We start from the raw sequence: 26,583 nt of genomic DNA, 5'->3' as shown, positions 1-26,583 counted from the left end.
ATAAATTAACTTAAGTAAAGCTAGGTAAATAAGGTACTCAGTACTATGCCAGAGATTCTCCAACTCAGCACACGCAGTTATCTTTAACTGCGCTTGGCTGTGTATTTTTAAGAACTCAACCCTTGTATACTTCAGGCATTAAAGACAATAGGCTTGTCATTTTCATGTGTCGTCACAAACCCTAACTTGAAAGCGCGTGGCAGCAATGAATCAAGTGTGACTCATTATGCTTATCTACTGATATCAATTGAAAAATGTTTAAGTTGTACCATCGCTCGCAATATTTATGTGTCTTACTGTGTATTGTGAGCTTGACCGTTACTTTAATACTTACTCCTACATTCCATCAAAAGACTGTTGCTAGCACTCGCACTCATTCTGCGGCTGAGTTGCGAGGTGTTTGGTTAACAAATATAGATAGTGATGTTTTATTTGAGAGCGATCGCCTCAAAAACGCAATTGGGCGTCTGCATCAACTTAATTTCAATACGCTCTATCCTACTGTGTGGAATTGGGGCTACACACTTTATCCTAGTCGAGTTGCGCAACGTGTCATTGGGCGATCGCTCGATCCCACACCAGGGCTACAAAGACGCGATGTTTTGAATGAAATCGTACAGCAAGCGCATCGAAAAGGGATGGCAGCGATTCCTTGGTTTGAATTTGGCTTTATGGCACCGGCTGACTCATTACTTGCTCAACGTCATCCCCAGTGGCTTACGAGTCGCCGCGATGGCAGTAAAATTTGGCAAGAGGGAACGCACGAGCGCGTCTGGTTAAATCCTTTTCGCCCAGATGTACAGCAGTTTATTTTGGACTTAATTGTCGAAATTGTTGGTAATTACGATGTAGATGGCATTCAATTTGACGATCACTTTGGTTTACCCTCAGAGTTTGGCTACGATGCTTACACTGTAGCTCTCTACCAAAAAGAACACCAAGGACAAAGTCCTCCCAGCGATCCCCAAGATGCAGAGTGGGTTCGTTGGCGCGCTGACAAAATTACAAACTACATGCAACGAGTGTTTCATACCATCAAGGCTAGGAAGCAGAATTGCTTAATTTCTGTATCCCCAAATCCACAACGAGTTTCTTATGACTTATTTCTAGCAGACTGGGAAAAATGGGAACGCAAAGGATTCATTGAAGAACTGATCTTGCAGGTATATCGTAACGATATTAATGTTTTTATTAGTGAACTACAGTATCCAGAAGTCGTTGCTGCGCAACGACACATCCCAGTTGGTGTGGGAATTTTAAGTGGGCTGAAAAATCGTCATGTTCCCATCAAGCAGGTTCAAGAGCAAGTTACAGAAGTGCGCCGACACAAATTTGCCGGAGTTTCCTTCTTCTTTTATGAAACTTTGTGGAATCTTTCTCAGGAAAAATCAAGCGATCGCCAATCTGTCTTCCAAAGACTTTTCTCAGCCGCAACACCGCGACCAAATATTTACAAGGGGTGGAAGAGTAACTAGTTTTGAATTTTGAGTTTTGAATTTTGAATTGTTCGCTTTCCAAAGGTGCCGGATTTAACTCAACACTTAACACTCATAACTCTCTTAAACTCAACACTCAACATTCAAAACTCAACACTTTTTCTTCCCTCATCCACCGATCCCCAGGCGTCCTGCTAAAGCGGGAGTAAGAGGTAAAAGTGTCGCAACCATTAAAAATAAAGCCAATAGCCCTAAAGCGGCGCGGGCGTCGTCGGGTTCGCTCAGTTCATTTTGGCTGGGGCGTTCTAAGTCGCGTTGTAAGAAAACAATGACAACTGCCCAATATAAAGCTAAAGGATTAGCAAAAGAGGCGATCGCCAACACAATTAAAGTTGCGATCGTCGTGCGTCCAGCAGTTTTACGTCCATAAATTGCTTGCACAATTCGACCACCATCGAGTTGTCCTGCTGGCATCAAGTTTATCGCTGTAATAACTAAACCCAACCAACCAATAACGGTTAGTGGGTGAACCGCGACGACATTCTGTTGGAGTGCAGAACCTAAAATGACACGAGCAATTGTGCCTACTAAAATCGACCCTTGAAAAAACTCAGTCGGCACTTGAAACAAACTTTCAGGACGAGACAGTATCAAACCGAGAACTAATAAAGTAAACGATAAAATGCCGCCAAAGGCAGGTCCAGCAAAAGCAACATCAAACAATACTGTCCGGTTAGGTAAGATTGACTGAAATCGAGTAATTGCACCGAAAGCACCAATTTGCAGAGTTGGGAGAAAAAATGGTGGACTTAGCCGCACTTGATAACGCTGTGCGAGTAACCGATGTCCGAGTTCGTGTGTTAGTAAAACTGCTAAGATACCTGCTGCAATCGGTAATGGTTCTTGATATCGCTGGATATTTGTCAAGAAATCAAAGCCTAGTAAAATGCCTCCGGCTTCCAGACAGGTTGCGATCGTAGCGATGAGTAAGACAACTGCTAGAATTGTTTGCGCTACGTTAGTAGGCTGGGGATCGTTACGGCTAGGAAGAACAATGACAACAGGTCTACCATCAAGGTTCTCAACTAAAAATAAACGATAGCGATCGCCTAATTGCTGGTGTAGATTACTGCTTAATTTCTGAAAAACAGCTTCTGGTTCTCCCCGCAGATTACCTTTAAAGATAATTCCTTCTTGGTAAGGAATGGTTTCTGTCGCAAAAAAAGTATCGATCCCAAAAATACCACGTATTGCTCCCAAGTCTTCTTCAGCAATTGAAACTGCCTCAGGTTGTAGTTGTGGTGGAACATCTGATGCTTGATCGTCTTGAGTTGCATTAGCAAGGCGTTCAGTTGCCCGCGATCGCAAGATAGCATCTTGACCGGCTGCTCTCAATTGCCTTCCCAAAAAAATATATACTACGGCTGAAGCAACTAACAAAAACAAGATCCCGACAATATTGATATAAATTCCAGTAGCAAATAAACCAAAAAATAACAGCCAAGGAGCCATTAACACTACTGACTGTAACCAAGCTATGACTCCTAGTTTGCCGTAAGGTCTAGCGCGATAAAAGCCCCAGCCTAATATGGTGAAAGCTGCTAATACAATCAGCCCGACTATAGAAGTTTCGGATGTTATGGACATTTTCTCCACCTTCGCTTCAACCTGCGATCAGCTCTAGACAGCTAGCTGTTGCCGATACTCTTAATAATTTACAGGACTTCTTTGCTTAGGAGTGAAGAGCTAGTAGTTGATCTCGATAAGTCATGTTGGTAATTGCCTGTGGCTATTTGATTAAAACCGTTTACCAGACTTCAGTTTTGGTTCACTGCACAAGGCAAAATTGAGTGCACGAATCGCTATCGCATTCTTTAACTAGCAGCAGTGCAGTAATTGCCAAATGAGGAAAATTAGACATTGAGGCATTCAGTTTGTTATCTGCTATGACAGTGCATAACGTTTTGTTGCAAAATTAGTCACTAGAGGAAGGGTTCTCTGTATTCTGGATCGTTGGTACTGAAAAATTATGCTTTTTTCAGGTGTGTTATTAAAAAGCTGTTTTTCAGAGGTAACAATGTCATTAAGAGTAGTTATAGAAAGCAATATTGGAATGAAACTTCGTACTATCTGCTTGAGGACGCGTTTTTAAGTTCTGACAATCGAAATGTGCAGTGTAATAAGCTTAGAAATTATTTAACGAACTTGAGAGCCAAACCTACACAAGATTAAATATTACGTAATGACATCCAGCTCACAAGTATTGCAACTTCAGTTACAAATCATTAAAGCACTTTATCCGTAGTACTTAGGTATAGTTTGAACACAAGCATTATACAAGAATTGGGCAAACAATTTAGTCATTTGCCTGCAAATTGTTAATTGGTGGTTATTTCTAGAGTATTGCATCCAAATGTATATATATATACAGTTATTTGAAAGAGAATAATTTTAGATAATATTTACCTGAAGTCAAATTATCAAGGGTGAAAATAAACGTAAGTTAATGCGTTGATGATTAATGGTGAATTGCTATTAACCATGCACCAACCTAAATGTAATATATAATTCTGCCCAGCTACGCCTTGGTTATTTTTTTAAAATTAAGAAAATCTTTAGAACAAACAATATTAATTAGTTTGGCAAAGCTTCTTAGAACTAGCTTGTCATTAGTTTATATAAATTATTGTCATTAATAAAATTTTTCAGATAGCTTGCAATATCAACAACAATGAGTAAGATATCTCGGCGTCAAGTGCTTAGAACTGGGTTAGCTGCTGGTGCAATGTTAACTGCAACCCAGTGTGGTGGTAATAATACTAGTCAGCAGCCTACAACAGGACCAACAATTATTACAAATCAAATCAAAGATGTAACTCTACGCTTGATTGGAACAGGTGTTTCTCAAATTAATGAAATTCGAGCGCAAGCTGAGAAAGATTTAGGGTTTAAGCTTAGTATGCGTGCTCTAAGTACTGAGGAAAACAATCAAATTGCAATTACTCAGCCAAAGCAATATGACATTTTTGATGGAGAATATTTCAGTTTACCCTTAGTTATTCCTTCAGGGAACTTACAGCCAATTGACGTTAAGAGAGTTCCAGAATTTGACAAGATAGTACCCATCTTTACGACTGGAGATTTATATCCAAGCGCGCCTGTAAATACTTCACAAGGAACTGCACCGCGTAACGTGATGTTTGTAACAGGTCAAGATTCAACAGAATTTGCCAACCAACCCACAGAATTTGCCACACTTATTCCTTTCCAGTACAACGCTGATACATTAGGTTATCGCCCCGATCTTGTAGATGACGAAATTGTGTCTTGGGGGCAACTTTTTGACCCCAAATATAAAGGAAGAACAGCACTTTTAGATATTCCCTCAATTGGCATTATGGATGCTGCTATGGTCGTGGAAGCCCAAGGGATCATGCAGTTTGGTGATAAAGGCAATATGACTCGCGAAGAACTCGATCGCATTGCAGCAATTTTAATTGAGCAAAAACGAGCCGGACAATTTCGTGCTTTTTGGAAGACTTTTGACGAATCAGTCAATTTAATGTCTGCTGGAGAAGTTGTTTTACAATCGATGTGGTCGCCAGCTGTGACTGCTGTTAAAGCTAGAGGTTTAGAGTGTGTTTATGCTCCACTCAAAGAAGGATATCGTGGTTGGGGTGGTGGTATTGGACTATCGCGTAATCTTTCAGGGATTGAACTTGATGCTGCTTACGAATACATTAACTGGATGCTAGACGGCTGGGTAGGTGGTTTTTTGGGAAGACAAGGTTATTACAGCGCGATCCCTGAAAATGCCCGCAAGCACATGTCAGCAGCAGAGTGGAATTTCTGGTATGAAGGTCAGCCAGCTTCTGAAGATATCATTGATCCTTTTGGCAAGAAAATTGAGTCGCAAGGCGCAGTACGTGATGGCGGTTCCTTTAACGATCGCATGGGTAATGTTGTCTGTTGGAACTCGGTCATGGACGAACAAACTTACTTAGTACAGAAATGGAATGAGTTTGTTGCAGCATAATAAAGTGGCGCAGGCATCTTGCCTGCTAACATCTTAATAAATTTCATCTAGTTTTAAGAAAGTCTGTAGTAGCACATTTGCACCTTGAGTACACTGTTCTGGCGAAGTATACTCATCTTCGGCATGACTAATACCAGCAAGACTTGGCACAAAAATCATTCCCATATCCGCAAATCGACCAATTTCTTGAGCATCATGTCCAGCGCGACTCGGTAAATAAGTATAACTTAAGCCTGATTGCTGACAAACTTGGGCGATCGCTTCTTGAATATTCGGTGCAGCTAATGTCGGTAATACATGCAGCATTTGCGTCATTTCTATTTCAGTCTGAGTTGCAGCAGCAATGTCTCCCAGCTGATTTTTGATCTGCGCCACCATATCTTCTAGATGAGTCTGAGACATATCACGCAAGTCAATTTTCAAATCTACTTTTGCTGGGACAATATTTGCCGCATTGGGAGAAACACTAAAGTAACCTACTGTCGCTACCTGTTCTCCTGGTGTTTCTGTAGCTAACTTGTTGACAGCTAAGACAATTTGTGATGCAGCTACCAAAGCATCTTTACGCATATTCATTGGGGTAGTTCCTGCATGATTAGGACGCCCCGTAACAGTGACATGGTGGCGGTACTGTCCCACAATGCCAATCACAACTCCGACTTCATCTGCTGTACTTTCTAAAACACCACCTTGTTCGACGTGTAATTCTACAAAAGCAGCAATATCACCAGGCTGGCGCTTTGCGGTTGCCAGTTGCGACCAATCACCACCAATTTGTGCTAAACACGTTTCAATTGGCGTACCATCGTTGCGACGGTAGCACTTGGGATCGAGAACCGCAGTACCCGCCATTGCTTTACAGCCAAGAACGCTATTTTCTTCATCGGTAAAAACCATCACTTCAATTGGATGTTGCAGGCGAATATTATTTTCTTGCAAGACGTGGACAACTTCGATTCCTGCCAAAACTCCGAGAACACCATCAAATTTACCTGCTACCGGAACAGTATCAATGTGCGAACCTGTAGCTAGCGCCCCTGCACCTTCTTTTCTTCCTGCATAAGTACCAATAATATTTCCTGCTGCATCAACTCGCACTGTCATTCCTGCTTCAATCATCCATGATTGTACAAGTTGGCGTGCTAATAAATCTTCTGGAGTGAACGCAACGCGACTCACACCGCCTCCTGGTAATTTGCCAATTTCTGCTAACTGCGAAATATTTCGATTCAAGCGATCGCCATTTACCACAGGTATCAATGCAACAGTCATAATATCCTCTTGATTACGTTGTACTTTGTTGAACGAGTTGTATTACTAACCCTCTTGACGACGGGAAAGAAGTTGGAATGCTGCGATCGCAACTCCAATAAGCAAAAAAGAAAACGCTGTTGTCAGTGTTCCCAATGCATACAACGCTGGTGTTGTCACATTAGTTGTCATGCCAAAAATTTCTAGCGGTAACGTATTGTTTTCCCCAGAAATCAAAGATGTGCGGGTAAATTCATCGTAAGAAAGCGTGAAACCAAATAGACCTACACCAATCAAACTAGGAGCAATTAAAGGTAACAAAATTTGCCAAAATGTCTGAGCATCATTTGCACCTAAGTCGCGCGATGCTTCTTCATAAGAAGGATTAAATCGATTAAATACGCCCACCATAATTAAAAAAGCAAAAGGTAGCGTCCATGTCAAATGCCCTGCTAATGCCGAAGAATACCACTGATTTTCTATGCCAAGTAAACTAAATACAATTCCAATTCCCAAAGACACAAGAATACTTGGGACAATCAAACTAGAAATTGTTAAATAAAATATTAAATTCGATCCCCAAAATTTACTCCGAAATGCCATGCCTGCTAAAACACTCAAAGCAACGGTAATCGCCATTACTAATAAACCTAACAAAAAAGAACGCTGAAATGCACTGACAAAATCACCAACCCGTTGCTGTTGAAAAACTTCTCCCAACCAGTAAAAACTAAATCCCCGCATGGGAAAAGTTAACTGTCCTTCTGATCCTTGTAGTGATAAAAGAAAAATTGCTGAAAAAGGCCCATACAAGAACAAAACAAATAGACCGAAAAAAGCAGCTAATAAATAAAAAGAAAGAGGTCGTTTTTTACTCATTTAATCTAAAGTTCTTTACGAATATCAACTGCGCGTAAAATTCCAAAGACAAGTAGTAGAGTCACTAAAAGTAAAATGACTGCGTTTGCTGCAGCCATAGGATATTGCAAACTTCCAATCTGAGTCCGAATTAAATATCCAACAGAAGATGATTGTCCGCCACTCATGAGCCTAACAGTGGCAAATTCACCCATAACAAGCGTCACAATAAAAATTGAACCGATCGCAATTCCTGGTGCTGCTAAAGGTAAGATAATTTCTTTTTGAATTTGCCATCCTGAAGCACCTGCATCTTCAGCCGCTGCCACTAAAGCGCGATCAATGCGCATCATACTGTTAAAGATAGGAGCAATCATAAATAAACTATAGAGATGCACCATTACTAAGACAACAGCAAAGTCAGAGAACAAAAACATTTCTATCGGCTGATTAGTAACACCAAGTGCCATGAGTGTTTGATTCAGCACTCCTTCACGACCTAAAAATGGAATCCAAGAAATCATCCGAATGATATTAGATGTTAAAAAAGGAATTGTGCAGATTAAAAATAAAACAATTTGCCAGCGCAAACTCGTAACATGAAAGGCTAAAAAGTAGGCAATAGGATAAGCGATCGCTAATGTTATCAACCAGACAATTGCCACAAATTTAAATGTATTGATGTAAGTTGCTAAATAAACTGGAGAAGAAAAAATAGCAGCATAATTGTCCCAGGTGAATGCTGGGGTCATCGAGTAACCAGTGAACTCCCAGAAACTCACCATTAAAATTGCAGCAATTGGAATGACTAAAAATAAGAGAAAAACTAAAGTTTGAGGTGCGACTAATAAATAAGGCTGTATATTTTTCCATTTTTTCATATAAAGTTTAATATTAAAGTGGTAGAAAAACCGTTACACCAATCCTCTAAAATTCAGCATATGTAAACAAGAGAAAATCATTAATTATGCCCTTTGTAATCCCAGAGCAGATTTTTGATTATATTTATTAATGAGCTAAAAAAACACAGTCATCTGTTGACCAACGCAGTGTTATAAGTTGACCTTCTTGTAAAGAACTATTCTGCCAATCACCACTGCGAACTTTATAAAGCAGTTCTTGCCCTGTCTTTTCTACCATCAAGGAAACTCGCGTGACATATCCAGTTAGTTCAACCGCAGTAATTCGTACTAAAATATGATTTTGCTTGGTAGATGGTATCAAAGTTGCTGCTGAGTAGGGTTCTAATTCAACCAAGTCAGCCCGAATGGAACACGCCGCTTCATTTCCGATTACAGCCCCGTATCCGCGACAAAAAAGTGAACCAATTCCTTTTACATCTAACTCAATTAAGTCGCTATTTGTATCAGCAATACAATTGATTATCTTACCTGTAAAAATATTTTGATCGCCCATAAATTTAGCGACAAACTGCGAAGCCGGAGTCCGAAAAACTTCAGCAGGAGTGGCAACTTGTTCGATATGACCGTGGTTCATGACAACAATTTGATCGGATAGTGCAAACGCTTCGTCTACTCCGTGCGTTACCTGAATGAATGTCATACCAAACTGTTTTTGAATTTTGCGCAATTCTCCGCGCATCCTCAACCGTAGAGTTTCATCCAACGCGCTTAAGGGTTCATCGAGAAGTAAGACTTTGGGACGCGTTACTAATGCCCTTGCTAGTGCAACTCGCTGCTGTTGTCCGCCACTCAATTGTGCAGGTTTGCGTTCAGCAAGATGACTTAAACCAATAAGTTCTAACATTTCTCCTACACGGGTACGGCGATCGCTTTGCGGAATCTTACGCATCTTTAAGCCAAAGTCCACATTTTGCCAAACGGTTTTATGCGGAAACAGTGCATAATTTTGAAACATCATTGCAGTGTCGCGCTTGGCTGGCGGTAAGTTATTGACGCGGCGATCGCCTATGAGGACATCGCCACTTGTCACATCTTCGTGTCCTGCAATCATCCGTAGTGTTGTTGTTTTCCCACAACCACTTGGTCCTAACAAGCAGCAATAATCTCCCGCAGGAATATCTAAGTTCAAATTCTCTACCGCAACAAACGAACCATACTTTTTGCTGACTGAGCGTAAACTGACTCCCTGTGCTGTCACACCCAAGTCGCGAACTGCATGAGTTTTTCCTACGCTGTTGATTTTAGTTCCAATGTTCATAGCACATTTCCTGCAAAATGCGGATAGAGAATTTTACACGTTTTGTTGTTGATAAATTGTTAGTTACTGACAGTTGATTAATTATTACTGTATTCTGTATACATTAAAGGCAAACTTGAAAAAAGTTGTTATTAACAATACATTTTTTTCATCCTGATGAGTGTGGAGTTTATTGTATTAGCAGCTACTTAATTCTTTAATACTTTGCATATGCTAAATAAAAAATAGCTAAGTTATCTTAAAGAAAATAGTTGTGATAGCGGCATTTCACTCAGCTCACTCAAGCTTCATCCACCATTTCTAAAATTTGATAATACAAAGCTGAAGACACCCTGAACTGCGAAGTAACAATTAGGTTATCCATTAGTAGCTTAACCGCAGCAACTAAATTTTGGCGTTTTGCCTCAACTAATATACCAAGTAGCCCAGTAATTCTTAATCCTAAACGATTCGCTTCTGCTCTACCACGTCGCTCATCAATCAACAGCAAATCAGCATTCAGTTCTAAGGTAAGAGCAATTGCCTCAGACTCCCCTGGATCTAGCCGTACCTTTTCTTGAAGGAGTTTAACGATCTTACGGTTTGCAATTTGTTTAACTTCAAGCCAGGAGACAGCTTGAAGTTTGAGTGTTGCTGGTGCTGAAGGCTCGGCATCTGTAAGTTCACGATACACTGCTTCAGGAATAATAACTTGATTGTAGAGTTGAAATAGGAGGTGCAAGTGTCGAATTGCTACTAAATTCGTGATTGCCGATGTATCGCTAATAACAATCACAACCGTCCTAATTCTCGCAGATTTTTTAGATCAAGTTCAAAGTCCTCAACATCGTAACAGTAGAGGGGGATATTGTGCTGCTTCAGAAGTTGACGAAAAGCATTAGGTTGCAAATCTGCTAATTGGCTAGCATACCCAAGCGTTAAACGACCTGTCTGAAACAGGTGTAATGCAATTTCTTGACGAAACTCACTTGGTGAAAGCTGAGATGCTTGAAGGATCTCATCTGATATGACAATACTCATGATCCAAATGCCTTGCTTAATACATCAGAATACCTCAAGGATTTTAGGTACCAACAAAAAAGACTGCCATAGCCTAAAACGCAATCAGTGCAACGACTATACACTATCAATGAGTCACGGAGGCGATCGCTTTACCCTCTATTTTTAATTCTGGCACAATTTTATAAGTAGTGAATCCGCTGACAGCAGCACAATTTATAATTCTTCCCTGCTTTTCTATATATAGCAACCCTAAAGCAAAACAACATTAATCGCTACGTGCTGATATGGCTAAGTATACTCCTGCCAAAACTATGGCAAACGCGCACCAATTAGCTATACTCAAATTTTCAGCAAAAATCACGATCGCCAGCACTGCCGCGATCGCTGGAATTGCTAACATCGAAACAGCAACAAACCCAGAAGAAAATCTTGCCAAGCTATACGTGAGTAACCCTTGACCGATGACTTGGCAAACAATTGCTAAAGAAATAATACTCAACCAACCAACTCTAGATGTCGGAAACAATGGTTCTTGAGTCAGCAAAACAACGGGCAATACACCCAAACTACCAATTAAACACGTCCATTGCATAATCACTGGCGTAGCAAATTTAAGGCGGAGTTGCTCTAAACTCAAAAGACACACTGCGGCTAACATCGCCGCGCCTAACGCCGCACTATCTCCGACAACATTACTATTCGTACTCTGAAAGTCTTCAATGCCAATTGCGATCGCACCACAAACTGCAATAGCCATCCCTAGCACAAATCTACCTGAGAATCTTTGACCAAGTACTACCCAAGCTCCCAATGTTGTAAAGATTGGCATCATATTGTTAAGTAATGTGGAATTAGCAACACTTGTTTGTGTTAACGACCATGCCCACAGTGTTAGAGAAGCGGCAAAACTCGTTCCGGCAATTGTTAGTAGACTGCGATCGCGCCAGGTGTAAATTAGCAACGAGACAGAACTTTGCCTGCGTATTTGACTGGCAAACCTAACTCCGTTCCAGCCCGCAAATGCGATCGCTGCCATACCCAAGCGATTCAAAGTTGTCGCATTCGAGCCAATTTCTTGCTGAGCAACGACAGTTAAAATCGAAGCAAACGCAATTCCGAGTAAAGCAATGCCCAGTGCGATCGCTGCAAGTCCATTTGTGATAAGTTCTTGATTTGTATTGCCACCAAGTCGGAACTGCTCCATAATGCGATCGCCATCATCGGAATTATCGGCTTAATATACACTGCTCGGTAGCCTCAAAAATGTATATAAATAGACTCTGTGGTCAAAAGATGATCCCCGCAGTGCTCTCTTAAATTAGCCACAAAAGAACGAAGAAATGAAATGTCATATCTGCTATGACTAGGTTTTAGGTCTTTTCTTATGTAGTATTTATGAAAGAAGATATTTACTGTACTCTGTATACAGTTACCAAATCATCAATTCAATTTTTTTGACGAAACCTTCTCCACTTAAGATAATTGGCGGTTGTAGCTTGTCGTGTAAATAATAAGGAGTCATACTTTGCCCCTGTCACCGCGATCGCTCCAGCGTAATCAATCACTACAGGAGCAAACTTATCAAGCACTACGTACAGCTATCCTATCGGGTGAACTAACTCCAGGACAGCGGTTAATCGAAACTCATCTTGCCAAAAAATTACAGGTGAGTAGAACTCCGATTCGGGAAGCACTGCGGCAACTGCAACGCGAGGAATTAGTGGTCGTTGAGCCAAACAATATTTTACGTGTTGCTACCATTTCTATGATCGATGCCGTACAGTTGTACGATTGCCGACTAGCACTTGAGCAATTATCCGTAGCAGAAGCCTGTGAAAATGCGACCGAAGCTCAAATCCAAAACTTAAATCTGATGGTGATGCAAGCTGAAAAGCTGATCAATAGTAAACCGTCTCAACTAACTAACTTTCAACTTCTCGATTTAGACTACCGTTTTCATCGTTTACTCGCCGAGAGTTCAGGAAACTTGTGGCTGCGATCGCTTTTAGATCAAGTTTTTGATAAGATGATGCTTCTGAGGATTCATACGATTCAAAATAATCGCGACGTGTTAGAAATTCGGACTGAGCATCGCCGGATTTATGAAGCAGTGCAAGCAAGGAATGCTGATGCAGCAACTCAAGCGATTAAAGCTCATCTTGTTGCGAGTAAAGAGCGAGTTGTGCGAGAAATGAAGAATTTGCAACAAACTCGTGGCATTGTTCAAGAAGGTTGATAAAATTTTAGGCTTTGGATTAATATCGCATTTATTTTTAAACTCATTTGACGGGCAATTATTAACAACAGATATGACCGAGACTACTTCAAATTCAGGCACAAAACGGATTTTTATTTGTGGTTCAGCGCTACGCGGACAACCCGACCATCAAAACCTACAATCTGCCAAATTTATCAAAGAAGCAAAAACACAATCTCGTTATCGACTTCATGCCGCAGGTGACGGTTGGCATCCCGCAATTTACGAAGTAGAACAAGGAGGCATTTCGATTCCTGGGGAAGTTTATGAACTCACTCAAGAACAGTTTGATTATTTAGCCTCAACTGAACCACCAAATATGTATCCGAGTGATATCGTTCTAGACAATGGCGAAGTTCTCACTGCTTTTCTTTATCCACAAGAGTTAGTAGAAAAATATAATTGGCCTGATATTTCGCATCATGGTGGTTGGGCGGCTTATAAAGCTGCGGGCTAGGGATGTACGAATGCGATCGCTTCCCTGCAAAATTCGCGTAGCAACTCCGCAAGAAGATGCCATCATTGCGGAGCATTTCTGTTTGATGTGGCAAGATATTATTTCTGCTGACTCTGTTAAATCCAACTGGCAAGAAATCACGCTAGAGTTTATCGAACACGCACGCCAAGATTTTTTTTACCAAGCTTTTGTCGCCGAAGTTGATTCTAAAGTTGTTGGTTCTGTAGGTTGTCAGTTATTTGCTGGACTTTACCCGCATGTTCTCACTGAGCAGTATCGTAAAAGTGGCTACATCTGGGGTGTTTATGTTGAGTCAGCTTACCGCAGACAAGGTATTGCAAAACAACTCACACTAAAATCACTCGAATATCTCAAATCTCTCGACTGTACAAGAGCAGTTCTTCATGCTTCTCCATTAGGTAAACCTGTGTACTCTAGCTTAGGCTTTACTCAAAGTAATGAAATGTGCTTTGATTTAGAGAATCATAATTTACATTAACTGCCTGCATAAATGCGAGTGCAAATAGAATTCGCAGCTAAACAAACAAAGTCCACCTCCGTGGACTAACTCATACAAGTTCTATATCTTAGTATGCCTCCGCACACTTCGTTTTGATAGCCCCGACTTCAGTCGGAGGGCATTTGGTTCATAAAAGCAAAACCCTGAAGCATTCCCGTATATGGCTTAGCAATGGGATAAGCTAAATCGCCTTTCTTACTCGTATTTAAGCCCAAACTTACCAAAGCTTCCACAAATTTAACTGCAACACTGACTCCATCAATGACAGGAACTCCTAATTCTTGACTGAGTTGCGCTGATAAGTCAGCCATACCGCCACAGCCTAAAACGATCGCTCCTGCACCATCTTCTACTAAAGCTTGACGACATTCATCAAAAATCGTTTTTCTTGCATGAGAATTTTCATCTTCAAGTTCGAGTACAGGCAAATCTATCGCCCGAATTCGACGGCAAAAGTGCGTCATACCATAGTTTGCAACTAAATGTTGAGCAATGATCCGCGTTCGACTTAACGTTGTCACAATCGAAAATCCAGTAGAAATCAAACTGGCAGCGTGCATGGCAGCTTCTGCAATTCCCACCACCGGACCTTTTGCTAATTCCCGCGCAGCGAGTAACCCAGGATCGCCAAAGCAAGCAATCACATAACCATCAATACCTGCAGCTTCTCCTTTTTTGATTTCTTCAAGAATGCCAATAACACTCAGTGCTTCATCATAGTGTCCTTCAATTGATACAGGTCCCATCTGCGGGTTACACGCAATAATCTCAGTTTCAGAACTTGCTGAGGCGATCGCACTCTCAGCAATCTTTTGTGTCATGCTTGCAGTGGTATTAGGGTTGATGACTTTAATTTTCATTGATGTTTTTTTGCCTGAATGCCTTGAGAACTAAAAATGACAAGTTCTAAATACGAGTGATTAATGCAAGAAATCTGATATTCAGGACTCTAACCGTTACGTTTGAAAAGCTGCCAGAATTGAGGGGCGAACGTTCAGATGTTTCACGACTAGAGTATGAAGCCAAAAATTCCACAACATCATTGAAAATGCAGTGGCTAGTGCAGCACCGACAATTCCTAACCAGTGGATGCCAATTAAATTTAAAACGACGTTGACAATAGCAGTTGCTCCCATTACCAATGCTGCCTGAGTTTGATGTCCTGTCATCATCAATAAATATCCTACTGAGCCTGTCCCAACGTTAATAAGTTGCCCTAAAATGAGAATGATCAAAGATTCTTTAGCGACCGTGAATTCTGATCCAAATAATTGCAGCATAGGCGTAGCAAAAATAATTAGACCTATACCAATAACTAACGCCGGATAAAACATCCATCGAGCAATTGTAGAAATTAATTGTTGCAATCCTTGGCGATCGCCTTGAGCATATAGTGCAGCGATCATCGGAGCAGAAATTGCATTTACGGCTTTGAGGATAAAGTTAACCCAAAGCGATGTTTTCAGCGCAGCACCATAAACACCAACCGCTTTGGCTCCAAGCATCACTCCGAGCATCAATGTATCAGTTTGACTCAGAATAACAGATGAGCCATCAAATAACATCAATGGTAGTGCAACTCTCCACCACTGACTCATCGCATAAACTGGCTTAGCTTGCTCAACTTCGGTATTTAACTTTTGCTGAAAAAGCAACGCCTGAAGAGTTAAAACTATCAACATTGACAGTATTGACAAGCTAATGACGACTGTGCTGTTCAAACTTTGGTGTAATTGCCAAACGAACGCAATGCCAATTAAAACTAAGGGATAAATAATTAGATATGGAGCATAAGCAAGCGTCATTTGCTGGAAGGCTCTAATAATTTGTTGCAGAAGATTTGCCAATGCGATCAAAGGCACAATCCAAATACCGATCAGGAGTGTTTGCGAATAATCTAATCTTTGATACAGCGCTAACCACAATAAAACAGCTGTGCTAAATGCTACTGTAATTAAGCTAGCAATCAAAGTTTGTTGCCAACTCCCGCGAATAATTCCCCGCAAATGTGCCCAATCTTGCTTAACACGGTATTCAGGAATAAATCGTAAAACAGCAGTTGGTAAGCCTAACCCTGCGATAAACGCCAGAGAAAGACTCAGTGCGATCGCAAAATCATAAATGCCATACTCAGTAACTCCCATCCAACGAGCCAGCAAAATTTGGGATGCATAGATTGTGCCAATACTAATAATTTGCACACTGAGTGCTACTCCCGCACCGCGTACTAGCGTTATCAGCAAGTCAGGCTGACGTTTTATCCACAATTTAAGACGCAATTTAGGCATTTCTCAGATAAAAGTGAACACAAGATGCCCATCCCACAGTGATTTGATGTTTTTTTTGTAGGGTAGGCTTCTAGCCTGCCTATGCCGTAACAAGAAAACCCACGTTAGTGGGCTGCTAAAAAATATGCCTGTTAAGGACTCACAATATTTAAAGGTTTGAGAACACCTAACACATTGATACAATCAAACCATTCCTGATGGCGCTTGCATCGCTGGTTGAACTTGCGGCTGGAATTGGAACAAGGAGTATACCACATTTCGGCGAATATTAGTCATCATATCCAAAAACAACTCATATCCTTCGCTCTTGTACTCAATTAATGGATCTTTTTGTCCATAACCGCGCAATCCTACCGATTCGCGCAACGCATCCATTTGTTGTAAATGTTCGCGCCACAAAGTATCAATCTGCTGCAAAATAAAGAATCGCTCAGCTTGACGCATTAATCCTGGTTGAATTTGATCGACCTGTGCTTCCTTAACATCATACGCAATTCGTACTTGCTCGTGAAGGAAAGTTTTAATTTCACTTACCGAAAGATCTTCCATCTGATTCGGTTCTAAATCAGCCAGAAGATAAACAAATTCTTTGACCTTGCTCACCAAATTTGTCAGATCCCACTCTTCTGATGGCAAATCGGGATTAATATAATAATCCACAATTTCATCCATCGTTTTTTCGGCGTACTTAATCACCAACTCTTTCAAGTCCAAACCTTCAAGAACGCGGCGACGTTCAGCATAAATTGCTCGACGCTGGTTATTCATCACCTCGTCGTACTCAAACACCTGCTTACGGATGTCGTAGTAGTACGTTTCGACTTTCTTTTGCGCGCCTTCTAAACTGCGAGTCAGCATCTTAGACTCAATGGGCATATCTTCTTCAACCTTAAAGGCACTCATCAAGCCCGCAACGCGATCGCCGCCAAAAATCCGCAGTAAGTTATCTTCCAAACTCAAGAAAAAGCGCGTCGAACCAGGGTCGCCTTGTCTTCCGGCGCGTCCCCGCAATTGGTTATCAATACGGCGTGACTCGTGACGTTCCGTTCCAATGACATGCAAGCCACCAAGTTGCACAACCTCATCATGTTCGCGGGATGTAAATTGCTCGTATTCGCGTAACAGAGCATTATAAACTTCTCGCAGCTTTTGAATCACAGGATCGTCAGTCGGCGCTTTTTCTGCTGCAACTGCGACTTTATCTTCAGCCGCGAGTTCAGGTAAACTGCGCTCGCCATACTCTCTTACAGCAAATTCTACTGCTGTTTTCAGTTGTTGCTCCAATTCCCGCGATAGCTGAGTTGGGAAAATCTGCGGTGAGGCTTTCCATGTTTTGACTTTCTTGCCAGGAACAAAACCTTGACCGCTACCACTACTTGATGCGGGTAAACCTGATGCTCTTTCTACTGCAAAAATATCTTCATCTTCGGGTTGCACAATCCGAGGCATAAAGTATTCGCGCAGCTTAAGTCGTGCCATGTAATCCGCATTACCACCGAGAATAATATCGGTTCCGCGACCCGCCATGTTTGTTGCAATTGTGACAGCGCCTTTACGACCAGCTTGGGCTACAATTTCCGACTCGCGTTCGACGTTCTCCGGTCGGGCATTGAGTAAGTTGTGCGGTACGTTACGTTGACTTAATAAGGCACTGAGATATTCCGATTTTTCGACACTTGTGGTTCCTACTAAAACAGGGCGACCTTGTTCGTGCATTTCGGTACATTCTTCGGCGATCGCCTGCCACTTACCTCGTTCTGTTTTATATACCACGTCAGATACGTCTTGACGTCTGGTAGGACGATTTGTCGGAATAATCGTCACTTCTAACTTATAAATTCTTTCAAACTCTGCTTCCTCTGTTTTTGCTGTTCCGGTCATCCCTGCTAATTTGGGATACAGCAAAAACAAGTTTTGATAAGTAATTGTTGCTAAAGTTTGTGTTTCTGGTTGAATTTCAACTCTTTCTTTTGCTTCGATTGCTTGGTGTAGTCCATCACTCCAGCGCCTTCCTGGAAGAACTCGTCCTGTGAACTCATCCACAATTATGACTTCATCATTACGGACAATATATTTAACGTCTTTGACGAACAGTTCTTTTGCCTTAAGTGCGTTAAAGATGTAGTGTGCCCAAGGGTCGTTAGGATCGTATAAATCTTTAACTTGCAGCATTTCTTCTGCTGCTGCGAAACCTTCATCCGTTAAAATGACGTTGTGAGCTTTTTCATCAACTTCGTAGTGTTCCTCTTTTTGTAGCGCAGCAGCGACTTGGGCGGCTTGCAAATATTTTTCTGTTGGACGTTCAACTTGTCCAGAAATAATCAGAGGCGTCCGTGCTTCGTCTACGAGAATTGAATCAACTTCGTCAATCACACAGTAGTTAAAAGGACGTTGTACAACTTCCTGAATGGAAGAAGCCATATTATCGCGCAAGTAGTCAAAGCCTACCTCGCTGTTTGTGACATAGGTAATATCGCAATCATAGTTTTTCTTGCGTTCTGATGGTCCCATTCCTGCTTGAATCAAGCCGACACTCAGCCCCAAGAAACGATGAATTTGACCCATCCACTCAGCGTCACGGCGTGCCAAGTAGTCGTTAACTGTAACAATATGTACGCCTTTTCCTGAAATGGCATTGAGGTAAGCAGGAAGCGTTGATACCAACGTTTTGCCTTCTCCAGTTTTCATTTCGGCGATCTGACCTTGATGTAGGATTGTTCCACCGAGAATTTGTACATCAAAGTGACGCATTCCTAGCACTCGTCTTCCCGCTTCTCGCACTACTGCAAAAGCTTCTGGCAGCAGATCGTCCAAGGTTTCGCCTTTATCCAACCGCTGCTTAAACTCTGCTGTTTTGCTACTAAGTTGCTGATCGGAAAGTGCTTGAATGTCTTCCTCAAGGAGGTTGACTTCTGTAACGTAAGGCTGGAATTTTTTGAGCTTACGAGCGTTAGGGTCGCCCAGCAAGTTTTTCAGCATGGCAGGTAAAGGAAACTTTAGAAATTATTCTGATTTTTGAGCATAAAGATGGAGTTAGCAAACTGCAAGCACTTGATTTTTGATTGAATACACGTCTACAAGTGAATTACAGCTAAAAACTCAAACATCTTATTAGTCTGTCTTGGCTAGATGCTCTAAGTTTAGACTATATCCATCGTATCATCTTGCTCTCAGGAAGGGTGGCAATTAAGGTGCGGATCGCCCTGCAACTAAAATCGAATTCCTACTTGACCGTTGACTCCCCGAACTGAGTTATAGCCAACACCGACAACTAAGTTACTAGCTGTGTCTACCTGTAAACCACCCGACAAAGCTATACCTTGATCGTCAGAATATAAACCAATACCAACGTAAGGAGAAATCACAGGTAAACCAAAAAATTTGAGCACATCTACGCCAGAAGAACTATCTGGTCCTCTACCTAATTCAACACCCAAATCAAAGACTCTTGCCCCTACAGAAAATGTTACATCACCTTCCCTGCCACCTACAGAAACCCACGGTTGAGGAATCAGTTGCGCGTTGACTGGAGTAGGTGCGGCTAACACAACCAAAGCTGAAGTCGCTAAAATTTCTTTAATTCTCATCTCTCACACTCCTCATTTTTTATTTTCACAAAGTAAAAAAATAACAATTTATATTGTGGGGTAGACATCTTGCTTGTCCTCTGCCTGAGACTTACTGTGATGCTTCCCACTCAGGTGATAGACGCCGAAAATTGTATTCTGTTGCACCAGAATGGCAGCTCACACAGCTACTGACATCGACGGGGCGGGGTAGTTTAATGTTAGGATGCAAGGCTTTGAAATAACGCGATTCTCCAACACGGTAAGGTGTGGGTTCTTCCTTAAGCAAAGGACGTGAGAAATTACGTAGATAGTTCCAAATCAGTAAACGTGGTGGATCGACTAGTTGCGGAAGTGTGACACCGTAGTGCTGCTGATCTTGCAATAGCCTTTGCCAAGTTTGAGTTGGCATAACTGCGGGAGGTAAAGCAATATGGCAACTCGCACAATTTTCTAGATAAAGTTCTTGTCCTAATTGATAGCGTGACGGCACGATATCTACAGTACCAATTTCTTCTGTAGCTGCCTCTTGTTGAGGAGAAGGCTGGGCTGTGGCGATCGCTAGCCCCCAACCCATCAGGATACTCCACAGCAAAATGACTAGTAGAAAAAATTGCGATCGCCTCCGATGCTGCGCTGCGCGCGATCGCTTCCTAGTCCAGTATGGTTTTTGCATCATCCGATCGCCCCCTCATCACATTCGAGCTTTGCTGAATATAGCAATAGAACAATTCAATAGTATTCGCTGAGTTGCTGATAATTCACACTTTTTACTCAGTCACAAGGACGCGGTACAATCAATCGAGATCGGGAAGCAGTTGTTCTCACTTCATACCACAGTCGTTCATATTGAGTCGCCATAACTTCTGCAGTAAAGCTTTTAGCTGCTATTTCTTGCCCTTTTTGCCCAAAGCGCCAGCGCAGTTCTGGATTGTCTCGTAAGTGACAGATTGCGCTTGCCAGCCCATCAACATCATCTTGAGCGACCAAAATGCCAGTCTCGCCATCGATAACGGCTTCTGACACACTTCCTACACGAGTCGCAATCACAGGACACGCCGCTAGCATTGCTTCAACGATCGCCAGCGGAAACCCCTCAGACCGTGATGGTAAAACAAAAATATCAAAATTAGCTAAGTAGCTACGCGGATTGTCAACCCAACCTGGCATTTTTAAGCGATCGCTGATACCTAATTTTTGTGCAAGTTGTTCGAGTTCTTGACGTTGCCCACCTTCACCGAGAATAACGACTTGCACTTTTTCAACTTTAGCTATTGCTCGTAGTAATACATCATGAGCTTTCATTGCATCTAATCGTCCGACGCTACCCACAACAATTTCACGCTTGGGCTGTGGTGGTTGGGGAGGTACAATATCTGGTACGCCGTTGGGTATGGAAATAACTGTATTGCGTCCTAAGGCATAAAAATCTTCCATTTGTCGGGCGCTTGCTTTACCAACTGCAACATGAGCATCAACACGCAAAGATAGCATTCGCGTTCGTAATAAAGTCGTAGGATCGGTAGTTCTTAGGGGTAATTGATCGACACGTACAACTCGCGTGTTAGGAAGTAAAAGCGCAGCAAATAAGCCTGTTGCACCTTGCCACGGCGTACAAAGGTTCAAATGGATAATATCAGGACGTAAGCGGTACAGTGCCCTATAATGGGCGGCAAATGACCAAGGATGATTAGGCGTAACAATAACACGCGTTGCTTGGGGACGACGCGAGGCGATCGCATCTACAACTTGCTTTGAAGTTCCCATAACAGTAGCGGCGATGCTATCTGATACCTGGGCAACAAGATGACCAAGACTAATTTCTGCACCACCAATTCCCTCAGAATCAGTGTAGGTCACTACACGCAGTGGACGATCTAAGTTCATCTGAGTTGTCATTTAATTGCTAATACAATCATTCTGCGGCTATCCAGTGTTAGTGGTTCACCGTTATTTCCATAACCTTGTACTTCTTGAAAACCAGTTTGTAACAACCAATCGCGTAATTCAGTAAAAGTGAAGTGACGTACAAAGTAATTCATTTGCCGTACTTGCCCATCACGAATAACAGTACGCTTGGTATAAGTTCTATTGGTAAATACATCAAAGCGAGTACGATCAATTAAATAATTGCAATCACGCTCTGTCACAGCATTAGCCCGAAATTCTTTCAAAATTCGGTACAAGCTTTGCAATTCTAATAGCAACTTACCACCTGGTTTGAGAGCGCGGTAAGCTTGTGCTAGCACTTTACGATTGTCTTCATCGTCAAAGTAGCCAAAAGCAGTGAACCAGTTAATAATACAATCAAAGTGTTCTGTCCAAGGTAGCGATTGCATATCACCCTGAATGTATTCAACATCAATACCTACTTGAGCATCTTTACGCGCTTTCTCCAGAAACAAAGCTGTAGCATCCAATCCTATGACACTACAGCCGCGCTGTGCGAGTAGATTAGCAATTCGCCCATGTCCACAGGCTAAATCGAGTACGGTCATTCTGGCTTGTAGTTGCAACAAATTCCAAATTAAATTGACTTCACGCTCGTTGCGTTCTGGTGTTAAATACGGTTCATAGAAGTACAAATAGTCTTCATTGAACAAAGCGGCAAAGTCAAATTCAGACATCACTCAGTTTAGGGAATGGGAATTGATCGCAATAGCCTTTCTATAACAGATTTAGCTTTGCGTCCGCCAGCTGGGATGAGACGATGACACAAGACATGAGGTGCTAGATATTTTACATCATCAGGAATCGCATAAGTGCGATCGCACAAATAAGCTAACGCCTGTGTTGCTTTGTGTAATGCTACTGTACCACGGGGACTTACGCCTAGCATGATATCTTCATCTTCTCGTGTTGCGCGTACAAGCTCGATCATGTAACGTTGTAATGATTTTTCCACTTTGACAGCCGCACAACTGCGGCGTAATTCTGCAACTTCTGCTAATGTGATGCAAGGTTGTAAATCAGCTACTGTAATGCCTTCTTGTAACCGTTGCAACATAGATAACTCTTCTGCTTCACTCGGATAACCCAAACTCAAAGACAAAATAAAGCGATCCATTTGTGCTTCTGGTAAGGGAAAAGTTCCTTGGTATTCAATTGGGTTTTGAGTTGCAATCACAAAAAAAGGACTCGGAACTCGCCGCGAAACTCCATCAACAGTGACTTGTTCCTCTTCCATCACTTCTAATAGCGCCGATTGCGTACGCGGTGTTGCACGGTTAATTTCATCTGCTAGTAGTACATTTGTAAATACTGGACCTGGAAGATATTCAAATTCCCCTGTTTTAGGATTCCAAATGTTAGTTCCAGTAATATCTGTCGGTAATAGATCAGGAGTGCATTGTAAGCGCTGAAACTTACCCGCAACCGAACGCGCTAATGATTTTGCTAGCAGAGTTTTACCGACACCAGGAACATCTTCTAGCAGTACATGACCTCCAGCAAGCAAGGAAACTAAAACTAAGCGAATTGGTTCAGCTTTACCAACAATCGTACGACCTAGGTTCTGCGTGAGAATCTCGATTTTTTTCATGCACTACTACAGTTTTTCAATCAGCAATTTAGAGTGTTGAGGATCAAGAATAACCTTGGGGCAACTACACTCAGCAGTTCATCACTTAGTGTTCCCTTGTAGTACCTCTTTTGCAGCAGTGCAATCAAATTGAATTTGTGCCTTTAATTCATCTAATGAAGCAAACTTTTGTTCTGGGCGTAAAAATTTTTCTAGCTGTACAGTTAATGTTTTGCCGTATAAATCTCCCGACCAATCAAATAAATATACTTCTACGGATGGATGCGTACCATTGATGGTAGGACGATTACCAATATTCATGACGCCTTGACAATTATCTCCATCTTGAATAAAAACCTGAACTGCGTAAACTCCTTTACTTGGAAGAAATTTCTCAGGCGGTACTGCGATATTAGCAGTAGGAAAACCAATTGTTCTACCTAACTGTTGTCCTTTAACTACGGTTCCTGTAAGAGTGTAGGGGCGTCCTAATAATTCTTTAGCACATGGTAGATCACCATGTTCAAGTGCTTGACGGATTGCAGAACTACTGATGCGATCGCCTGCACGCGCATGAATCGGAACAATCGTTACCGGAATGCCAAAACCCGCCGCGATCGCTTTTAAATCTTTAGCAGTACCACAACGCTGCTTACCAAAACAAAAGTTTTCTCCAACACTAATTTCTTGACAACACAACTGCTGAATGAGGATTTTTTCAACAAAGTCTTGCGGGCTTAAAGCCGCTAAATCCTTTGTAAATGGCACTCGCACTAGTTGTTCTACGCCTAAGGATTGTAATTGCTTTACCTTCTCATCTAAAGGTGTCAACAGCGATCGCTTTTTCCCTGTAAAAAACTCTTGTGGATGTGGATTAAAAGTTACAACAGTACTATAAATATGTTCGGGGCGATCGCTACTAGATACTTGTTGTGTTTCAGCATTAACTGATAAAGGGTAAGACAGTAAGGATTTTACTTCCTCCTGGCTCTTGATGCGATGCAAAATTGGACGAATAACCTCTTGATGCCCAAGGTGAATGCCATCAAAGTTTCCTAGGGCAACCGCAGTTGGTGTCAAAGCATTAGTTAGAGAAGAAGTAACCCACACGCTTTACATTTTGACATAAATAGGTCAATGGTAACAGATTAGGAGAGGTCAGGGGTCGGGGGTTAGAGATTGGGAAAGTTTTTTCTGCTAATTTTATTCTGCGATTTCTCAACCCCAATCTTTCTTTTGGTCAAATTTCCATTTGGACAAGGGATGCAGTGCATCTAGGTAAGTCAAGTTGTAGTGCAACGGTGTAATTGTAATGAAATTGTGACGAATTGCCTCGACATCAGTTGGCATATCCTGCGGTAGATCTAAACCTTGTTTGGCTGGTGTAACGTCTTCAAGTAACTCTCCAGCTAGCCAGTAATAAGTTTTACCACGCGGATCGACACGCTTTTCAAAGACATCAACATAGCGACGAATTCCCTGACGTGTGATTTGCACCCCTGCAATTTCTGCTAATTCGACCGCAGGAATATTAACATTGAGTAACATGACTTCGGGTAAAGGCTGACTTGCGATCTTGTCGAGTAAATCAACTGCAAATGTCGCAGCCGGTTGAAATGCTTTAGAAGTAAAACTTGTCAGTGACAGTGCGACACTAGGTATACCCTCAATGATACCCTCCATAGCGGCGGAAACAGTACCAGAGTAGAGAATATCAGTACCTAAATTTGCACCCTGATTGATACCGGAAAGCACAAAATCTGGTGGACTATCAAGCAATGCCCATAGTGCTAGTTTCACGCAGTCAGCAGGAGTTCCTGAACAAGCCCAAGCTTTGATACTAGGGTGAAATACCGACTCGACAAGTTCCGCACGAATTGGTTGATGTAACGTTAATCCATGTCCAGTTGCCGATCGCTCGCGATCTGGACAAACAACAGTAACTTCGTGTCCGGCTGCTGCTAAAGTATCGGCTAGAGTACGAATTCCCAGCGCGTAAATACCGTCGTCGTTGCAGATAAGTAATTTCATAGAGGTCGGAGATCAGAGGTCGGAGATCAGGGGAAGAATTAGTAACTAGCCACTAATCACTAGCCACTAATCACTAGCCACTCGCTCCTCGCCCCTACTCCCTTTTAAACTGATACGATACACTTAATATTGAATTGAATAGCTGGCTTTCAGAGAATTACTGTTGAATACAACAAGCATGAGCAATCAGCCTAGCACTTTAAAGGCTCAACTAGAAACTTTACGACAAGAAGGCATAAGCGCGATCGCTGCTGCTGATTCCTTGGATCGATTAGAGGAACTTCGAGTAGTTTACCTCGGTAAGAAGGGTCAACTATCAGGATTATTGCGCAGCATGGGGCAATTGAGTGCTGAAGAACGTCCGCAAATTGGGGCGATCGCCAATGTTGTTAAAGAAGCTTTACAAGACGAACTAGAAAACCAGCGTCAAAAATTACAAGCGGCTGCAATTCAAGCACAATTAAAAGCAGAAACGATTGATGTCACCATGCCTGGTGTTTACCGCCCGCTTGGTCGCGTTCATCCGCTCCACAGTACAATGGATAGGGTGCTGGATATCTTTGTTGGTCTAGGCTACACTGTGGCTCAAGGACCAGAGATGGAAACTGATTACTATAATTTTGAAGCACTTAATTTCCAACCAGATCATCCTGCACGCGATATGCAGGACACTTTGTTTCTTCCTGATGGAAACTTACTACGGACGCATACTTCCAACGTGCAAATTCACTACATGGAAGATAACGATCCGCCAGTAAGAGTTGCAATTCCAGGACGCTGCTATCGTCGCGATACTGTAGATGCTACCCACGCCGCAGTGTTCCACCAAATCGAAATTTTGGCAATCGATGAAGGTTTGACTTTTACCGACCTCAAAGGAACAGTTAAAATATTCCTACAAGAATTATTCGGTGATTCACCAATTCGCTTCCGCGCAAGTTATTTTCCCTTTACTGAACCTTCCGCCGAAGTAGACGTGCAATGGAAAGGTCGTTGGTTAGAAGTAATGGGCTGCGGTATGGTTGATCCTAATGTGCTTAAAGCCGTAGGTTACGACCCTGAAGTTTATACAGGGTTTGCTGCAGGAATGGGTGTGGAAAGATTAGCAATGGTATTGCACGAAATTGATGATATTCGTCGTTTCTATAACAGCGACTTGCGCTTTTTACAACAGTTTTAG

General features: G+C 42.0%; 24 protein-coding genes. 6 read left to right on the top strand and 18 right to left on the bottom strand.

Annotated elements, in window-relative coordinates; translation table 11 throughout:
* Nucleotides 1-254: 254 nt before the first annotated feature.
* Nucleotides 255-1,475, top strand: a complete 1,221-nt coding sequence (locus CSQ79_RS25810) for a glycoside hydrolase family 10-like protein (protein WP_099703976.1) — start codon at nt 255-257, stop codon at nt 1,473-1,475.
* Between the two features lie 129 nt (nt 1,476-1,604).
* Here the strand turns inward: CSQ79_RS25810 and CSQ79_RS25805 are convergent, their stop codons facing one another.
* The gene (locus CSQ79_RS25805; protein ID WP_099703975.1) at nt 1,605-3,083 is read right to left on the bottom strand and encodes a site-2 protease family protein; all 1,479 of its coding nucleotides are present in this window, start codon (nt 3,081-3,083) and stop codon (nt 1,605-1,607) included.
* Nucleotides 3,084-4,167: 1,084 nt separating this feature from the next.
* Between CSQ79_RS25805 and CSQ79_RS25800 the strand changes: the two genes are divergently transcribed.
* The gene (locus tag CSQ79_RS25800; RefSeq protein ID WP_099703974.1) at nt 4,168-5,472 is read left to right on the top strand and encodes an ABC transporter substrate-binding protein; all 1,305 of its coding nucleotides are present in this window, start codon (nt 4,168-4,170) and stop codon (nt 5,470-5,472) included.
* 33 nt (nt 5,473-5,505) lie between these two features.
* Here the strand turns inward: CSQ79_RS25800 and CSQ79_RS25795 are convergent, their stop codons facing one another.
* The 7 genes from CSQ79_RS25795 to CSQ79_RS25765 form a co-directional block, all read right to left on the bottom strand.
* Complete coding sequence (locus CSQ79_RS25795) at nt 5,506-6,744, bottom strand: Zn-dependent hydrolase (protein WP_099703973.1); 1,239 nt, start codon at nt 6,742-6,744, stop codon at nt 5,506-5,508.
* A gap of 45 nt (nt 6,745-6,789) precedes the next feature.
* A complete protein-coding gene (locus tag CSQ79_RS25790; protein WP_099703972.1) occupies nt 6,790-7,602 on the bottom strand; it encodes an ABC transporter permease in 813 nt (270 codons plus the stop codon).
* Nucleotides 7,603-7,607: 5 nt separating this feature from the next.
* The gene (locus CSQ79_RS25785; RefSeq protein WP_099703971.1) at nt 7,608-8,462 is read right to left on the bottom strand and encodes an ABC transporter permease; all 855 of its coding nucleotides are present in this window, start codon (nt 8,460-8,462) and stop codon (nt 7,608-7,610) included.
* Between the two features lie 127 nt (nt 8,463-8,589).
* Nucleotides 8,590-9,762: an ABC transporter ATP-binding protein gene (locus CSQ79_RS25780; protein WP_099703970.1), complete on the bottom strand. Its 1,173-nt coding sequence runs from the start codon at nt 9,760-9,762 to the stop codon at nt 8,590-8,592.
* Nucleotides 9,763-10,042: 280 nt separating this feature from the next.
* Nucleotides 10,043-10,537, bottom strand: coding sequence for a PIN domain-containing protein (locus tag CSQ79_RS25775; RefSeq protein ID WP_099703969.1), 495 nt, complete (start codon nt 10,535-10,537; stop codon nt 10,043-10,045).
* Complete coding sequence (locus tag CSQ79_RS25770) at nt 10,534-10,782, bottom strand: UPF0175 family protein (RefSeq protein ID WP_099703968.1); 249 nt, start codon at nt 10,780-10,782, stop codon at nt 10,534-10,536. The genes CSQ79_RS25775 and CSQ79_RS25770 overlap by 4 nt, the downstream gene beginning before the upstream one ends.
* A gap of 247 nt (nt 10,783-11,029) precedes the next feature.
* Complete coding sequence (locus CSQ79_RS25765) at nt 11,030-11,968, bottom strand: DMT family transporter (protein ID WP_099703967.1); 939 nt, start codon at nt 11,966-11,968, stop codon at nt 11,030-11,032.
* Nucleotides 11,969-12,289: 321 nt separating this feature from the next.
* On the opposite strand from CSQ79_RS25765, the gene CSQ79_RS25760 reads away from it, so the two are divergent.
* From CSQ79_RS25760 to CSQ79_RS25750, 3 genes are all read left to right on the top strand, one after another.
* The gene (locus CSQ79_RS25760; protein ID WP_099703966.1) at nt 12,290-13,000 is read left to right on the top strand and encodes a GntR family transcriptional regulator; all 711 of its coding nucleotides are present in this window, start codon (nt 12,290-12,292) and stop codon (nt 12,998-13,000) included.
* Nucleotides 13,001-13,073: 73 nt separating this feature from the next.
* Complete coding sequence (locus CSQ79_RS25755) at nt 13,074-13,478, top strand: allophanate hydrolase-related protein (protein WP_099703994.1); 405 nt, start codon at nt 13,074-13,076, stop codon at nt 13,476-13,478.
* 10 nt (nt 13,479-13,488) lie between these two features.
* Nucleotides 13,489-13,977, top strand: a complete 489-nt coding sequence (locus CSQ79_RS25750) for a GNAT family N-acetyltransferase (RefSeq protein ID WP_099703965.1) — start codon at nt 13,489-13,491, stop codon at nt 13,975-13,977.
* Nucleotides 13,978-14,105: 128 nt separating this feature from the next.
* Here the strand turns inward: CSQ79_RS25750 and CSQ79_RS25745 are convergent, their stop codons facing one another.
* From CSQ79_RS25745 to surE, 10 genes are all read right to left on the bottom strand, one after another.
* Complete coding sequence (locus CSQ79_RS25745) at nt 14,106-14,858, bottom strand: aspartate/glutamate racemase family protein (RefSeq protein WP_099703964.1); 753 nt, start codon at nt 14,856-14,858, stop codon at nt 14,106-14,108.
* Between the two features lie 96 nt (nt 14,859-14,954).
* Complete coding sequence (locus CSQ79_RS25740) at nt 14,955-16,286, bottom strand: flippase (RefSeq protein ID WP_099703963.1); 1,332 nt, start codon at nt 16,284-16,286, stop codon at nt 14,955-14,957.
* Between the two features lie 183 nt (nt 16,287-16,469).
* Entirely contained in the window at nt 16,470-19,265 is a 2,796-nt protein-coding gene (secA, locus tag CSQ79_RS25735; RefSeq protein WP_099703962.1) for a preprotein translocase subunit SecA, read from the bottom strand.
* 230 nt (nt 19,266-19,495) lie between these two features.
* Entirely contained in the window at nt 19,496-19,873 is a 378-nt protein-coding gene (locus tag CSQ79_RS25730; protein ID WP_099703961.1) for a hypothetical protein, read from the bottom strand.
* Nucleotides 19,874-19,964: 91 nt separating this feature from the next.
* A complete protein-coding gene (locus CSQ79_RS25725) occupies nt 19,965-20,531 on the bottom strand; it encodes a diheme cytochrome C (RefSeq protein ID WP_289501553.1) in 567 nt (188 codons plus the stop codon).
* A gap of 95 nt (nt 20,532-20,626) precedes the next feature.
* Complete coding sequence (locus CSQ79_RS25720; protein WP_289501552.1) at nt 20,627-21,751, bottom strand: glycosyltransferase; 1,125 nt, start codon at nt 21,749-21,751, stop codon at nt 20,627-20,629.
* Nucleotides 21,748-22,479 (bottom strand): class I SAM-dependent methyltransferase, encoded by a 732-nt coding sequence (locus tag CSQ79_RS25715; RefSeq protein ID WP_099703959.1) that lies wholly within the window; start codon nt 22,477-22,479, stop codon nt 21,748-21,750. Before CSQ79_RS25715 ends, CSQ79_RS25720 begins: the two co-directional genes overlap by 4 nt.
* Before the next feature lie 8 nt (nt 22,480-22,487).
* The gene (locus CSQ79_RS25710) at nt 22,488-23,393 is read right to left on the bottom strand and encodes an AAA family ATPase (protein WP_099703958.1); all 906 of its coding nucleotides are present in this window, start codon (nt 23,391-23,393) and stop codon (nt 22,488-22,490) included.
* Nucleotides 23,394-23,474: 81 nt separating this feature from the next.
* Nucleotides 23,475-24,482 (bottom strand): bifunctional riboflavin kinase/FAD synthetase, encoded by a 1,008-nt coding sequence (locus tag CSQ79_RS25705; protein ID WP_099703957.1) that lies wholly within the window; start codon nt 24,480-24,482, stop codon nt 23,475-23,477.
* 108 nt (nt 24,483-24,590) lie between these two features.
* Nucleotides 24,591-25,403 (bottom strand): 5'/3'-nucleotidase SurE, encoded by an 813-nt coding sequence (gene surE / locus CSQ79_RS25700; RefSeq protein WP_099703956.1) that lies wholly within the window; start codon nt 25,401-25,403, stop codon nt 24,591-24,593.
* Between the two features lie 178 nt (nt 25,404-25,581).
* Here surE and pheS point away from each other — a divergent pair, with 178 nt between their 5' ends.
* Nucleotides 25,582-26,583: a phenylalanine--tRNA ligase subunit alpha gene (pheS, locus tag CSQ79_RS25695; protein ID WP_099703955.1), complete on the top strand. Its 1,002-nt coding sequence runs from the start codon at nt 25,582-25,584 to the stop codon at nt 26,581-26,583.

The sequence above is a fragment of the Gloeocapsopsis sp. IPPAS B-1203 genome, assembly GCF_002749975.1.
Classification (GTDB): domain Bacteria; phylum Cyanobacteriota; class Cyanobacteriia; order Cyanobacteriales; family Chroococcidiopsidaceae; genus Gloeocapsopsis.
This window is presented reverse-complemented; position numbering and strand designations above follow the sequence as displayed.